General features: G+C 64.8%; 11 protein-coding genes. 10 read left to right on the top strand and 1 reads right to left on the bottom strand.

The window, feature by feature from the left end; translation table 11 throughout:
• The first annotated feature begins 73 nt into the window (after nt 1–73).
• The 3 genes from G3O00_RS07125 to G3O00_RS07115 all read left to right on the top strand — a co-directional run bounded on the left by G3O00_RS07125 (nt 74) and on the right by G3O00_RS07115 (nt 3,260).
• Nucleotides 74–1,273 (top strand): ABC transporter substrate-binding protein, encoded by a 1,200-nt coding sequence (locus G3O00_RS07125; RefSeq protein WP_011350507.1) that lies wholly within the window; start codon nt 74–76, stop codon nt 1,271–1,273.
• A gap of 128 nt (nt 1,274–1,401) precedes the next feature.
• On the top strand, nt 1,402–2,286 hold the full coding sequence (locus G3O00_RS07120; protein WP_011350508.1) for a branched-chain amino acid ABC transporter permease: 885 nt from the start codon (nt 1,402–1,404) through the stop codon (nt 2,284–2,286).
• Complete coding sequence (locus G3O00_RS07115; protein WP_206142563.1) at nt 2,286–3,260, top strand: branched-chain amino acid ABC transporter permease; 975 nt, start codon at nt 2,286–2,288, stop codon at nt 3,258–3,260. Before G3O00_RS07120 ends, G3O00_RS07115 begins: the two co-directional genes overlap by 1 nt.
• 505 nt (nt 3,261–3,765) lie before the next feature.
• Here the strand turns inward: G3O00_RS07115 and G3O00_RS07110 are convergent.
• Nucleotides 3,766–4,056 (bottom strand): hypothetical protein, encoded by a 291-nt coding sequence (locus G3O00_RS07110; protein ID WP_206142571.1) that lies wholly within the window; start codon nt 4,054–4,056, stop codon nt 3,766–3,768.
• 336 nt (nt 4,057–4,392) lie between these two features.
• Between G3O00_RS07110 and G3O00_RS07105 the strand changes: the two genes are divergently transcribed.
• From G3O00_RS07105 to G3O00_RS07075, 7 genes are all read left to right on the top strand, one after another.
• Nucleotides 4,393–5,550, top strand: a complete 1,158-nt coding sequence (locus G3O00_RS07105) for an ABC transporter substrate-binding protein (RefSeq protein WP_011350511.1) — start codon at nt 4,393–4,395, stop codon at nt 5,548–5,550.
• Nucleotides 5,551–5,758: 208 nt separating this feature from the next.
• Nucleotides 5,759–6,814 carry a branched-chain amino acid ABC transporter permease gene (locus G3O00_RS07100; RefSeq protein ID WP_011350512.1) on the top strand — a complete coding sequence of 352 codons (1,056 nt, stop codon included), beginning with the start codon at nt 5,759–5,761 and terminating at the stop codon, nt 6,812–6,814.
• 4 nt (nt 6,815–6,818) lie between these two features.
• The gene (locus tag G3O00_RS07095) at nt 6,819–8,603 is read left to right on the top strand and encodes a branched-chain amino acid ABC transporter ATP-binding protein/permease (RefSeq protein WP_206142562.1); all 1,785 of its coding nucleotides are present in this window, start codon (nt 6,819–6,821) and stop codon (nt 8,601–8,603) included.
• Nucleotides 8,603–9,358, top strand: a complete 756-nt coding sequence (locus tag G3O00_RS07090; RefSeq protein WP_059650005.1) for an ABC transporter ATP-binding protein — start codon at nt 8,603–8,605, stop codon at nt 9,356–9,358. Before G3O00_RS07095 ends, G3O00_RS07090 begins: the two co-directional genes overlap by 1 nt.
• A gap of 602 nt (nt 9,359–9,960) precedes the next feature.
• The gene (gene mnmG, locus G3O00_RS07085; protein WP_206142561.1) at nt 9,961–11,931 is read left to right on the top strand and encodes a tRNA uridine-5-carboxymethylaminomethyl(34) synthesis enzyme MnmG; all 1,971 of its coding nucleotides are present in this window, start codon (nt 9,961–9,963) and stop codon (nt 11,929–11,931) included.
• Entirely contained in the window at nt 11,928–12,614 is a 687-nt protein-coding gene (gene rsmG, locus G3O00_RS07080; protein WP_174935495.1) for a 16S rRNA (guanine(527)-N(7))-methyltransferase RsmG, read from the top strand. The genes mnmG and rsmG overlap by 4 nt, the downstream gene beginning before the upstream one ends.
• A 56-nt stretch (nt 12,615–12,670) precedes the next feature.
• Nucleotides 12,671–13,450: an AAA family ATPase gene (locus tag G3O00_RS07075; protein WP_011350517.1), complete on the top strand. Its 780-nt coding sequence runs from the start codon at nt 12,671–12,673 to the stop codon at nt 13,448–13,450.
• The last annotated feature ends 22 nt before the right edge of the window (nt 13,451–13,472 follow it).

Genomic DNA, 13,472 nt, shown 5'->3' with positions numbered 1-13,472 from the left:
CGCCCCGTCTCTCTCGCCGCTAGCCGTGGCGGCTTCGAACAACCACAACGCATCAGAACAACAGGAGACGTCAATGAAAATGAAGACCCTCGCACACGCCTGTCTCGCGCTCGCGACTGCCGCGTTCACCGCCGGCGCCGCGCAGGCCGCGGATACCGTGAAGATCGGCTTCATCACCGACATGTCGGGGCTTTACGCGGATATCGACGGGCAGGGCGGTCTCGAAGCGATCCGCATGGCGGTCGCCGACTTCGGCGGCAAGGTGCTCGGCAAGCCGATCGAGGTCGTCTATGCCGATCACCAGAACAAGGCCGACATCGCCGCGTCGAAGGCGCGCGAATGGATGGACCGCGGCGGGCTCGACCTGCTGGTCGGCGGCACGAACTCCGCCACCGCGCTGTCGATGAACCAGGTCGCGGCTGAGAAGAAGAAGGTCTACATCAACATCGGCGCGGGCGCCGACACGCTGACCAACGAGCAGTGCACGCCGTACACGGTCCACTACGCATACGACACGATGGCGCTCGCGAAGGGCACCGGTTCGGCGGTGGTGAAGCAGGGCGGCAAGACGTGGTTCTTCCTGACCGCCGATTACGCGTTCGGCAAGGCGCTCGAGAAGAACACGTCGGATGTCGTGAAGGCGAACGGCGGCCAGGTGCTCGGCACGGTGCGTCACCCGCTGTCCGCGTCGGATTTCTCGTCGTTCCTGCTGCAGGCGCAGGCGTCGAAGGCGCAGATCCTCGGCCTTGCGAACGCGGGCGGCGACACGATCAACTCGATCAAGGCCGCGAAGGAATTCGGCATCACGAAGACGATGAAGCTCGCCGCGCTGCTGATGTTCATCGACGACGTGCACAGCCTCGGCCTCGAGACGACGCAGGGCCTCGTGCTGACCGACAGCTGGTACTGGAACCGTGACGCGGCGTCGCGCCAGTGGGCGCAGCGCTACTTCGGCAAGATGAAGAAGATGCCGTCGAGCCTGCAGGCAGCCGACTACTCGTCGGTGACGACCTACCTGAAGGCCGTCCAGGCGGCCGGCACGACCGACTCCGACAAGGTGATGGCCGAGCTGAAGAAGATCAAGATCAACGACTTCTACGCGAAGGGCTACATCCGCACGGACGGCAGCATGATCCACGACATGTACCTGATGGAAGTGAAGAAGCCGTCGGAGTCGAAGGAGCCGTGGGATTACTACAAGGTGCTCGCGACGATTCCGGGCGAACAGGCGTTCGGGACCAAGCAGGAATCGCGTTGCGCGTTGTGGAAGTAAGCAGGGCGTAGCGGCGCGCACGGGCGCGCCGCTCGGTGGCGGCCGCAGCGATGTGCCCGCTGCGCCGCCCGCGTACGCAGCGCTAGAAGGTTGCGCGCGCAACGAAACTCATTCTGACGGCTAAGTCGATGGAAATCTTTGGCATTCCGTTGCCGGCGATGCTGAGCCAGTTGCTGCTCGGGCTCGTCAACGGCTCGTTCTACGCGATCCTGAGCCTCGGGCTCGCGGTGATCTTCGGGCTGCTCAACGTGATCAACTTCGCGCACGGCGCGCTGTTCATGCTGGGCGCGATGCTCGCGTGGATGGGCCTGTCGTATTTCGGGCTGCCGTACTGGGCGATGCTCGTGATCGCGCCGCTGGTGGTCGGCGCGTTCGGGATCCTGATCGAGCGCTCGATGCTGCGCTGGCTGTACAAGCTCGATCACCTGTACGGGCTGCTGCTCACGTTCGGGCTCACGCTGGTCGTCGAAGGCGTATTCCGGTCGATCTACGGATCGTCCGGCCAGCCGTACGACGTGCCGTCGCAGCTGTCCGGCGCCACCAACCTCGGCTTCATGTTCCTGCCGAACTACCGCGCGTGGGTCGTCGTCGCATCGCTCGCGGTGTGTCTCGCGACGTGGTTCGTGATCGAGAAGACGCGCCTGGGCGCCTACCTGCGCGCGGGCACCGAGAACCCGAAGCTCGTCGAGGCATTCGGCGTGAACGTGCCGATGATGATCACGCTCACCTACGGTTTCGGCGTCGCGCTCGCCGCGTTCGCGGGCGTGCTGGCCGCACCGGTGATCCAGGTGTCGCCGCTGATGGGCCAGCCGATGATCATTACCGTGTTCGCGGTGGTCGTGATCGGCGGGATGGGCTCGATCCTCGGCTCGATCGTCACGGGCCTGCTGCTCGGCGTGATCGAGGGTTTCACGCGGGTGTTCTATCCCGAAGCGTCGGCCACCGTCGTGTTCGTGATCATGGCGATCGTGCTGCTGTTCCGCCCGGCGGGCCTCTTCGGCAAGGAAAAATGATGCAGAGAAAAGTGCTCTACGGCGTGCTGCTCGCCGCACTGCTCGCCGCGCCGTTCATCGGCGCGTACCCGGTGTTCGTGATGAAGGTGCTCACGTTCGCGCTGTTCGCGGCCGCGTTCAACCTGCTGATCGGCTATACGGGGCTGCTGTCGTTCGGCCATGCGATGTTCCTCGCGACCGCCGGCTATGCGACCGGTTATTCGATACAGACGCTCGGTTTCACGCCGGAGCTCGGCGTGCTCGCCGGTACCGTCGCCGCGACGCTGCTTGGGCTCGTCGTCGGGCTGTTTGCGATCCGGCGGCAGGGCATCTACTTCGCGATGATCACGCTCGCGTTCGCGCAGATGGTCTACTTCATCTACCTGCAGGCGCCGTTCACGCACGGCGAGGACGGGCTGCAGGGCGTGCCGCGCGGCCACCTGTTCGGGCTGCTCGACCTGTCGAACGACGTCGCGCTGTACTACGTCGTGCTGACGGTGGTCGTCGCCGCGTGCGCGTTCATCGTGCGGGTCGTGCATTCGCCGTTCGGCCAGGTGCTCGTCGCGATCAAGGAGAACGAAGCGCGCGCGATCTCGCTCGGCTACGACACCGACCGCTTCAAGCTGCTCGCGTTCATCCTGTCGGCGGGCATCGCGGGGCTGGCCGGTTCGCTGAAGGTGCTCGTGCTCGGCTTCGAGACGCTGTCGGACGCGTACTGGACGATGTCGGGGCTCGTCGTGCTGATGACGCTCGTCGGCGGGATGGGCACGCTGTTCGGGCCGCTGCTGGGCGCGGCGCTGATCGTTGCGCTCGAAGACCGGCTCGGCGACATCGGCGAATGGCTCGCATCGACGACCGGCGTCGCGTGGTTCCATTCGCTCGGCGAATCGGCGACGATCGTCACGGGGTTGATCTTCATCGCATGCGTGCTCGCATTCCGGCGCGGCATCGTCGGCGAAATGGTCGCCCGGATCAAGCCGCTCAGGGCATCCTGAATGCGTGCGGCGCGCGTCACCGGGCGTTGATGCGAAGCACCATCCGGCATGCTTCGGAAGGGCGTCGCAGCGGGCTCGGGCCGGCGCCACGCGGCAGGCTGGTGCCCCATTTTCGTGCGGCGATGCACCATAGGGGTAAATGCTAAGTTGTCGCAGTGTGAAAGGTCCTTTAATCTTCGTCCTAGTTCTGATGCACCGCGAAACGAATTTGCAGGTGGAGAACGAGGAGACAATCGAGGCACAAAGTGCCCGGACCCCAAAGCGCTGTTGGACGGAATCCAACAGCGCTTTTTCATTTGCGTGCACGGATTTCCACCGATGGTGCATCGGCCTGCGCGATTGCCGTATTCCGCGCTTGCGTTCGCACCGCGTTTCTTCCGCGCTTCGCCGCGTCCCCCCGTTTTCCACTTTCCGCTTTCCCGCGATTCGTTCGCAGACGATGCGCAGCCGTGCGCCGGCCGTTCGGGCTAACCCGGTTGGCGTGCGCAAAACGCGTCCGTTACACTCAGCTTTCGCCGACCGCGCGGTCGGGAAAATCGGTCGGCAGTTCTCCTACAAGCAGAATGCAGAAGAGGGAGTACGGTTGGATGAGCAGCGCAGGACGATGGATCGGGGCAGGAAGGGCGGCGGGTGCCGTTCGTTCGTCGTGGGGTTGGGCTGCGGTCGCGGCGGCCTTCCCGAGCCGTTCTGCGGCCTGTAGGCGCGTTCCGGCGCCGTCGCCGGTCGTTGCGTGCGCATCCGTATCGATATCCGCATCTGCATCCGCATTCGCATGAGCGACCGGCTTCCCGATCATGCGCCGATCGCGGGCCTGGTCGCATCAGGCCGGATCGACGTGCCTTTCCTTGATCGTTGTGCATACATCGATTGCCTGCACGATTCCGCATTTCTCCGCTTTCTTCATCCAGACGACACCGCTGCTGCGCATCGTGACGGTCGAACGACCGTTTCGACCGCCGCCCGGTGCGTCCGCGCGCGGTGCTGTTCGTGCGCGGTTGAAGGTGAGGTGTTTCACGGGAAAACGAGCGTAGGCGTGGCAAGGCGAGATAGTTAAATTATTAACTTGTTTTGGGGACCGGGAGCCGCCCGAGCGACCCGTGGCTTTTTCGAGCAGCGTTTGGAGACAACGTAAATGAAGATGAATCGATGGATGGAGGCCGTGCTCGCCGCGGGCCTCGTGTGTGCGGCGGCAACGGCGTCGGCGCAGGTGAAGATCGGCGTGACGCTGTCGGCCACCGGGCCGGCCGCGTCGCTCGGGATTCCGGAAAAGAACACGATCGCGCTGCTGCCGAAGGAAATTGCCGGCAAGAGCGTGCAGTACATCGTGCTCGACGACGCATCCGATACGAGTCGCGCGGTGCAGAACGTGCGCAAGCTGATCGATGAAGACCACGTCGACGCGATCATCGGCTCGTCCGTCACGCCGAACTCGCTCGCGATGCTCGACCCCGTGTCGCAGGGCAAGACGCCGACGATCTCGCTCGCGGCGAGCGCCCAGATCATCTCGCCGATGGATGCGAAGCGTGCGTGGATGTTCAAGGTGCCGCAGAACGACCAGCTGATGGCCGACGCGATCGCCGGCTACATGGCGAAGCACGGCGTGAAGACGGTCGGCTTCATCGGCTTCGCGGACGCGTACGGCGACAGCTGGTACAAAACGTTCGACGCGGCCGCCGCGAAGAACGGCCTGAAGGTCGTGTCGAACGAGCGCTACAACCGCACCGATGCATCGGTGATGGGGCAGGTGCTGAAGCTGATGGGCTCGAATCCGGATGCGGTGCTGATCGCCGGCTCGGGCACGCCGGCGGCGCTGCCGGCGAAGACGCTGAAGGAGCGCGGCTACAAGGGCAAGGTGTACCAGACGCACGGCGTCGCGAACAACGACTTCCTGCGCGTGTGCGGCAAGGATTGCGAAGGCGAGATCCTGCCGGCCGGCCCGGTGCTCGTGACCGACCAACTGCCGGATTCGAACCCGGTGAAGAAGCCGGCGCTCGGCTACAAGGCCGCGTACGAGAAGGCGTACGGCGCGGGCTCGCTGGCGACGTTCGGCGGCCATGCGTGGGATGCGGGGCTGTTGCTGCAGCGTGCGATTCCGGAAGCGCTGAAGAAGGGCCAGCCGGGCACCGAAGCGTTCCGCGAGGCGCTGCGCGCGTCGATCGAGAACGTGAAGGACCTGCCCGTGTCGCACGGCGTGATCAACATGACGCCGACCGATCACAACGGCTTCGACACGCGGGCGCGCGTGATGGTGCAGATCGTCGACGGCAAGTGGAAGCTGCAGGCCGAGTAAGCATCACGTGAAACCGGCGTGCGCGGCGCGAATGGCGCCGTGCATGCCGTCGGCAGGGCGCCGGGCCTGACGGGCCCGCGACCGTGCCCATGTCGTGTGGAACCACCGGGGCTCGCTGTGTGGCGCCCGACGCGCCGATCTTGCGGCCCGTGCGCCCCGGCCGTTCCCGTCTTCCGTTTCTCTGCAGCCTTCTCGATACACGAAACGTATGGATCTCTCGATTGCAGCGATCCTCGCGCAAGACGGCATCACGACCGGCGCCATATATGCATTGCTGTCGCTGGCGCTCGTACTGGTGTTTTCCGTCACGCGGGTGATCTTCATTCCACAGGGCGAATTCGTCGCCTACGGTGCGCTGACGCTTGCCGCGTTGCAGGCGCAGAAATTTCCCGCCACCTGCTGGCTGTTGTTCGTGATGGGCATCGCGTGCTTCCTGCTCGAAGTCGGCGGCCTGATCCGCCATCGCGAACGGCGCCATCAGCTCGGCCGCACGCTCGCGACACTCGGCAGCCGCTACATCCTGCTGCCGCTCGCGGTGTTCGCGATCACGCGCAGCTTCGCCGTGCAGCCGCTGCCGATGCTTGCGCAGATCGCGCTGACGCTCGCGATCGTCGTGCCGATGGGGCCGTTCGTCTACCGGCTCGTCTACCAGCCGATCGCTGAAGGCACGACGTTGCTGCTGCTGATCGTGTCGGTTGCCGTCCACTTCGCGATGGTCGGCCTCGGGCTCGTGATGTTCGGCGCGGAAGGCTCGCGCACCAACGGCTTCTCGGATGCGTCGGTGTCGATCGGCAGCATGACCGTGTCGGTGCAGAGCATCCTGGTCGTCGTGACGGCGCTCGTGCTGATCGGCGCGCTCTACGTGTACTTCGGCCGCACGATCGCCGGCAAGGCGCTGCGCGCGACGTCGGTGAACCGGCTCGGCGCGCGGCTCGTCGGCATCGGCACGACCGAGGCAGGGCGACTCGCGTTCACGTTCGCGGCGGGGCTCGGCGTGCTGTCCGGGATCCTCGTCGGGCCGCTGACGACGGTCTACTACGACTCGGGGTTCCTGATCGGCCTGAAGGGTTTCGTCGGCGCGATCATCGGCGGGCTCGTCAGCTATCCGCTCGCGGCCGCGGGCTCGCTGCTCGTCGGCGTGCTCGAATCGTATTCGTCGTTCTGGGCGAGCGCCTACAAGGAGGTGATCGTGTTCACGCTGATCATTCCGGTGCTGCTGTGGCGGAGCTTCGCCACGCCGCACGCGGAAGAGGAAGAGGAGTGACACGATGAAGACGATGGTACGCAAAAAGACCTTCTGGGTGTTTCTCGTGGTGCTGTTCGCGCTGCCGGTGCTGCCCGGCGCGCTGCAGGTGCCTGAATACTGGATCACGCTGCTGAACTACATCGGCCTCTACGCGATCGTCGCGATCGGGCTCGTGCTGCTCACGGGCGTCGGCGGGATGACGAGCTTCGGGCAGGCCGCGTTCGTCGGCATTGGCGCCTATGCGACCGCGCTCCTGACGACGCGCTACGGCGTATCGCCGTGGCTCGCGCTGATCGTCGGCGTCGTGCTGACGGCGCTCGTCGCGCTCGTGCTCGGCGCGGTCACGATGAGGCTGTCCGGTCACTTCCTGCCGCTCGGCACGATCGCGTGGGGCCTCGCGCTGTTCTACCTGTTCGGCAACCTCGAACTGCTCGGCAAGTACGACGGGATCAACGGGATTCCGGCGCTGAACCTGTTCGGCATCGAGCTCGAAAGCGGCCGCAGCCTGTACTTCCTGATCTGGGCTGTCGTGCTGGCCGCGATCGTGTCGGTGCAGAACCTGCTGAACAGCCGCCCGGGCCGCGCGATCCGCGCGCTGCGCGGCGGGGGCGTGATGGCCGAGGCGATGGGCGTGAACACCGCGTGGATGCGCGTCGTGATCTTCGTCTATGCGGCCGTGCTCGCGGCCGTATCGGGCTTCCTGTACGCACACCTGCAGCGTGCGGTGAACCCGACGCCGTTCGGGCTGAACCACGGGATCGAGTTCCTGTTCATGGCCGTGGTGGGTGGCGTGTCGCACGTGTGGGGCGCGGTGCTCGGTGCCGCGATCCTGACCGTGCTGCAGGACTACCTGCAGACGCTGCTGCCGAAGCTGCTCGGCTCCGAAGGCAACTTCGAGATCATCGTGTTCGGCGTGCTGATGGTGCTGCTGCTGCAGTACGCGCGCCAGGGCGTATGGCCGTTCGTCGCCAGGCTGTTTCCGCGCGGGCCGCGTGCGCACGTGCCCGAGCATGCCGATCCGTTGCCGCAACGCGCGAAGCCGACGGCCGGCGAGCCGCTGCTCGTCGTCGACAACGCGCGCAAGCAGTTCGGCGGGCTCGTGGCCGTCAATGACGTCAGCTTCGATGTGAAAGCGGGGCAGATCATCGGGCTGATCGGCCCGAACGGCGCCGGCAAGTCGACCACGTTCAACCTCGTGACGGGCGTGCTGAAGCCGACGGGCGGCACGATCACGTTCCGTGGCGAGCGCATCGACGGGCTGACATCGCGCCAGATCGTCCGCCGCGGCATTGGCCGGACGTTCCAGCACGTGAAGCTGTTGCCGGCGATGACGGTGCTCGAGAACGTCGCGATCGGAGCACACCTGCGTGGCCATACGGGCGTGTGGCGCAGCGTCGCGCGGCTCAATGCCCACGAGGAAGCGCAGTTGCTGGCCGAGGCCGCACAGCAGATCCGCCGCGTCGGGCTCGAAAAGCACATGTACGACGAAGCGGGTAGCCTCGCACTGGGCCAGCAGCGGATTCTCGAAATCGCACGGGCGCTGTGCTGCGACCCGACACTGTTGCTGCTCGACGAGCCGGCCGCCGGGCTGCGTTATCAGGAGAAGCAGCAACTCGCCGACCTGCTGCGGCGGCTGAAGGCGGAAGGCATGAGCGTGTTGCTCGTGGAACACGACATGGATTTCGTGATGAATCTCACCGACCGACTGGTGGTGATGGAATTCGGCACGCGGATCGCGGAAGGGCTGCCGCAGGATGTGCAGCAGGATCCGGCGGTGCTCGAAGCGTATCTGGGCGGGGTGGAGTGATGACGGACACGACGATGCCGATTCTCGAAGTGCGCGGGCTGGCGGTCCGGTACGGGAAGGTCGAGGCGCTGCATGGCGCGGCAATCAAGGTTGGTGCGGGGCAGATCGTCAGCGTGATCGGCCCGAACGGGGCTGGCAAATCGACGCTGCTGAACGCGATCATGGGCGCGCTGCCGGTGACCGGGCATGCGTCGGGCGCGGTCGTGTACCGCGGTCACGACGTCGGCGCATTGCCGGTCGAGCAGCGTGTCGCACGCGGGATGTGCCTCGTGCCGGAAAAGCGTGAGCTGTTCAGCACGATGACGGTCGAAGACAACCTCGTGCTGGGGGCGTATCGGCGCAAGCAGGCCGGCGAAGCGAACTTCCTCGACCAGCTCGATCACGTGTTTGCGCTGTTTCCGCGGTTGAAGGAGCGGCGCAAGCAGGCAGCGGGCACGCTGTCCGGCGGCGAGCGACAGATGCTCGCGGTTGGCCGCGCGCTGATGGGCAAGCCCGACCTGCTGATGCTCGACGAGCCGAGCCTCGGGCTGGCGCCGCTGATCGTGAAAGAGATCTTTCATATCATCAGCGCGTTGCGCGGTACGGGCGTGGCGACGCTGCTGATCGAGCAGAATGCGCGGGCGGCGCTGCAGATCTCCGACTACGGCTACGTGCTGGAGACGGGTGAGTTTGCGCTGGAAGGGCCGGCGGCCGAACTCGCGCAGAACCCGCGCGTGATCGAAACGTACCTCGGGTTGGCGAAGAAAACGGCTTGATCGGAGGTGCGGTTGGCGGGAAACGGGCGGCGTGTTTCACGTGAAACACGCCGTTTTTGTTTTTGGGGTGAGCGGTGATGCCGATACATCCACAGTTAACAACCAGGGGATAAGTACCGGAGGAACAATCAAAAGCGCTGTGCGTTAGCAGTGGGTGAGGTGTTCGCGGCACAGATGACGATCCGATATCTCACGCGTGGGAGCTTGCCGCTTGTTCCACCGGCCGACGATATGCCGCGTCACTGGGGATAAGTATCTAGCGAACCGGCGAAAATTCTGTGAGGAAGAGGGCGGGTGTGGTTGCACAGAGTGTTTCGTCCGAGGTCTTGGGTGGGGCACAGGCCTCGAACGGGTTGTATGTTCCACGTGAAATCTCCCGGCAAGTGGATCTCTGCACAGGTGCAACTGTGCGCGGCGGGTGGGCCGGAGGCTCCGCAGCAGTGGGCTCCGAACCACAGATTCATCGGGTTCTGGCTGAAAAATCGTCGAAATGCACAGACCCTACCATTCGGACGGCATTCGGGTGAAAAGCGAACCCGCTATAATTCGGCCCATACATTTCTCAGATAGGTTCGTGCGCAGTCCTGCGGACGGAATCCACCATGCTTTTTCCCACAGAATTTGACGTCATCGTCGTCGGTGGCGGTCATGCCGGCACCGAAGCTGCGCTGGCGTCCGCCCGCATGGGCGCAAAGACACTGCTGCTGACCCACAACATTGAAACGCTCGGGCAGATGAGCTGCAATCCGTCGATCGGCGGCATTGGCAAGGGCCATCTGGTCAAGGAAGTCGATGCGCTGGGCGGCGCAATGGCAGCCGCGACGGACGAGAGCGGTATTCAGTTCCGGATCCTCAATTCGTCGAAGGGGCCGGCGGTGCGCGCGACGCGTGCGCAGGCCGATCGCATCCTGTACAAGGCCGCGATCCGCCACCGGCTCGAGAATCAGCCGAATCTCTGGCTGTTCCAGCAGGCCGTCGACGATCTGATGGTCGAAGGCGACCGCGTGGTGGGCGCCGTCACGCAGATCGGCATCCGCTTCCGCGCCCGTGCGGTCGTGCTGACCGCCGGTACGTTCCTCGACGGCAAGATCCACGTCGGCCTGAACAACTACACGGGCGGTCGCGCGGGCGATCCGGCGGCCGTGTCGCTGTCGTCGCGCCTGAAGGAACTGAAGCTGCCGCAGGGCCGCCTGAAGACCGGTACGCCGCCGCGTATCGATGGCCGCTCGATCGATTTCTCGCAGCTGACCGAACAGCCGGGCGATCTCGATCCGGTCCCCGTCTTCTCGTTCCTGGGCCGCGCGGAGCAGCATCCGCAGCAGCTGCCGTGCTGGGTGACGCATACGAACGAGCGCACGCACGACATCATTCGTGGCGGTCTCGACCGTTCGCCTATGTATACAGGCGTGATCGAAGGCGTCGGGCCGCGCTACTGCCCGTCGATCGAGGACAAGATCCACCGGTTCGCATCGAAGGAATCGCACCAGATCTTCCTGGAGCCGGAAGGGCTGACGACCAACGAGTTCTACCCGAACGGGATCTCGACGAGCCTGCCGTTCGACGTCCAGCTCGAGCTAGTGCATTCGATGCGTGGCCTCGAGAACGCGCATATCCTGCGCCCCGGCTACGCGATCGAGTACGACTACTTCGACCCGCGCGCGCTGAAGGCGTCGCTCGAGACGAAGGCGATCAACGGGCTGTTCTTTGCGGGCCAGATCAACGGGACGACCGGCTATGAAGAAGCGGCCGCTCAGGGTCTGCTGGCCGGCCTCAATGCGGGCCGCTATGTGCAGGAGAAGGACGCATGGTGCCCGCGCCGTGACCAGGCCTACCTTGGCGTGCTGGTCGACGATCTCGTGACGCGTGGTGTGGCCGAGCCGTACCGGATGTTCACGAGCCGCGCCGAGTATCGTCTCAGCCTGCGTGAAGACAATGCCGACATGCGCCTGACCGAAATCGGCCGCGAACTGGGGCTCGTCGACGACGCGCGCTGGGATGCATTCAGCCGGAAACGCGACGCTGTTTCACGTGAAACCGAACGCCTGAAGTCGACGTGGGTCACGCCGAAGACGTTGCCGGCGGAAGAGGCGACCGCGCTGCTCGGCAAGGCGATCGATCACGAGTACAGCCTCGCCGAGCTGCTGCGCCGTCCGGGTATCAGCTACGACGGCGTTTGCGGGCTGAAGGGCGGCGAATGCGGCCCTGCAGAGCCGCTGGCCGACGATCCGGTGCTGCTCGAGCAGATCAAGGAACAGGTCGAGATCGGCATCAAGTACCAGGGCTATATCGAGCGCCAGGCCTCCGAGATCGAACGCAACGATGCGAACGAGAACACGCGCCTGCCGGACGGTATCGATTACCGTGAAGTCCGTGGTTTGTCGTTCGAGGTGAGCCAGAAGCTCAACGAGTTCCGGCCGGAAACGATCGGGCAGGCATCGCGTATCTCGGGTGTCACGCCGGCCGCGATCTCGCTGCTGATGGTGCACCTGAAGCGCCGCGGCCTGGGCCGCCGTAATGGCACTGCCGAAGCGGCAACGGAGCAGGGGGACGGCGCCGTCCCGACGCAACAATGACGGCGCGTCGCGCGCCGGCGGTTAATCGGGACGTACTGGAACAGATGCTCGTCGAAGGCACGACGGCGCTCGACCTCGCATTGACGGATGCACAACACAACCAGCTGCTCGACTATGTCGCGCTGCTCGGCAAGTGGAACGCGGTCTACAACCTGACCGCGATCCGCGACCCGAAGCAGATGCTGATCCAGCACATCCTCGATTCGCTCTCCATCGTCTCGCATCTGCGTGGCCGTGCATCGGCCCGCGTGCTCGACGTCGGCTCGGGCGGCGGATTGCCTGGTATCGTGCTGGCGATCGTGGAGCCGGACTGGCAGATCACGCTGAACGATATCGTGCAGAAGAAGTCTGCATTCCAGACTCAGATGCGCGCGGAGCTGAAGCTCGCGAACCTGTCGGTGGTCACCGGGCGGGTCGAATCGCTGCAGCCGGGTGTCGAAGTGCCGGAAAAATTCGACATGATCGTATCCCGCGCTTTCGCGGATCTGTCCGACTTCGTTAAACTTGCTCGACATCTGGTCGCGCCGGGCGGATCGATCTGGGCGATGAAGGGCGTCCACCCGGACGACGAGATTGCGCGATTGCCGGAAGGCAGCCGCGTGAAGCAGACGATACGGCTGGCGGTACCGATGCTCGATGCCGAACGGCATCTGATCGAAGTGGCCGTCGACGAGGCGAATTGAAGGGCAGGCGCGCAGTAGCGCGCCGTTTGTTTGAAGGTAAAGGGAACACACCAACGATGGCAAAGATCTTCTGCGTTGCGAACCAGAAGGGGGGCGTCGGCAAGACGACGACATCGGTCAATCTCGCCGCAAGCCTTGCAGCGCAGGAGCAACGAGTCCTGCTGATCGATCTCGACCCGCAGGGTAACGCGACGATGGGCAGCGGGATCGACAAGGCTGCTTGCGAAGCGACCGTGTACGAAGTGCTGGTCGACGGCGTGTCGGTGACCGACGCGCGCATCCGCCCGGACGGCGTCACCTACGACGTGCTGCCTGCGAACCGCGAGCTGTCCGGTGCCGAGATCGAACTGATCAGCATCGACAACCGCGAGCGCCGGCTGAAGGCTGCGCTCGAGCGCGTGACCGACGACTACGATTTCGTGCTGATCGATTGCCCGCCGACGCTGTCGCTGCTGACGCTGAACGGGCTGTGCGCGGCGCACGGTGTCGTGATTCCGATGCAGTGCGAGTACTTCGCACTGGAAGGGTTGTCGGACCTCGTCAACACGATCAAGCAGGTTCACGCGAACATGAACCGTGACCTGAAGATCATCGGCTTGCTGCGCGTGATGTTCGATCCGCGCATCACGCTGCAGCAGCAAGTCTCCGATCAACTGAAAGCGCACTTCGGCGACAAGGTGTTCGACGCGGTGATTCCGCGTAACGTGCGCCTGGCGGAAGCGCCGAGTTACGGGCTGCCGGGCGTCGTGTTCGACCGCAGCTCGCGCGGTGCGCAAGCGTATCTCCAGTTCGGCGCCGAGATGATCGACCGCGTTCGCGCGTTCGAGGTGTCGTGATCCGGACATGAGCGAAGCGAGG

The organism is Burkholderia sp. Ac-20384, assembly GCF_017104605.1.
GTDB classification, from domain to species: Bacteria; Pseudomonadota; Gammaproteobacteria; order Burkholderiales; family Burkholderiaceae; genus Burkholderia; species Burkholderia lata.
The sequence above is the reverse complement of the archived record's forward strand: the minus strand, read 5'-3'. Positions and strand labels throughout refer to the sequence as shown.

Excerpts from the sequence above, each read along its gene's own strand:
- G3O00_RS07125 (WP_011350507.1), top strand. The coding sequence starts at position 74 with ATGAAAATGAAGACCCTCGCACACGCCTGTCTCGCGCTCGCGACTGCC.
- G3O00_RS07120 (WP_011350508.1), top strand. The coding sequence starts at position 1,402 with ATGGAAATCTTTGGCATTCCGTTGCCGGCGATGCTGAGCCAGTTGCTG.
- G3O00_RS07115 (WP_206142563.1), top strand. The coding sequence starts at position 2,286 with ATGCAGAGAAAAGTGCTCTACGGCGTGCTGCTCGCCGCACTGCTCGCC.
- G3O00_RS07110 (WP_206142571.1), bottom strand. The coding sequence starts at position 4,056 with ATGATCGGGAAGCCGGTCGCTCATGCGAATGCGGATGCAGATGCGGAT.
- G3O00_RS07105 (WP_011350511.1), top strand. The coding sequence starts at position 4,393 with ATGAAGATGAATCGATGGATGGAGGCCGTGCTCGCCGCGGGCCTCGTG.
- G3O00_RS07100 (WP_011350512.1), top strand. The coding sequence starts at position 5,759 with ATGGATCTCTCGATTGCAGCGATCCTCGCGCAAGACGGCATCACGACC.
- G3O00_RS07095 (WP_206142562.1), top strand. The coding sequence starts at position 6,819 with ATGAAGACGATGGTACGCAAAAAGACCTTCTGGGTGTTTCTCGTGGTG.
- G3O00_RS07090 (WP_059650005.1), top strand. The coding sequence starts at position 8,603 with ATGACGGACACGACGATGCCGATTCTCGAAGTGCGCGGGCTGGCGGTC.
- mnmG (WP_206142561.1), top strand. The coding sequence starts at position 9,961 with ATGCTTTTTCCCACAGAATTTGACGTCATCGTCGTCGGTGGCGGTCAT.
- rsmG (WP_174935495.1), top strand. The coding sequence starts at position 11,928 with ATGACGGCGCGTCGCGCGCCGGCGGTTAATCGGGACGTACTGGAACAG.
- G3O00_RS07075 (WP_011350517.1), top strand. The coding sequence starts at position 12,671 with ATGGCAAAGATCTTCTGCGTTGCGAACCAGAAGGGGGGCGTCGGCAAG.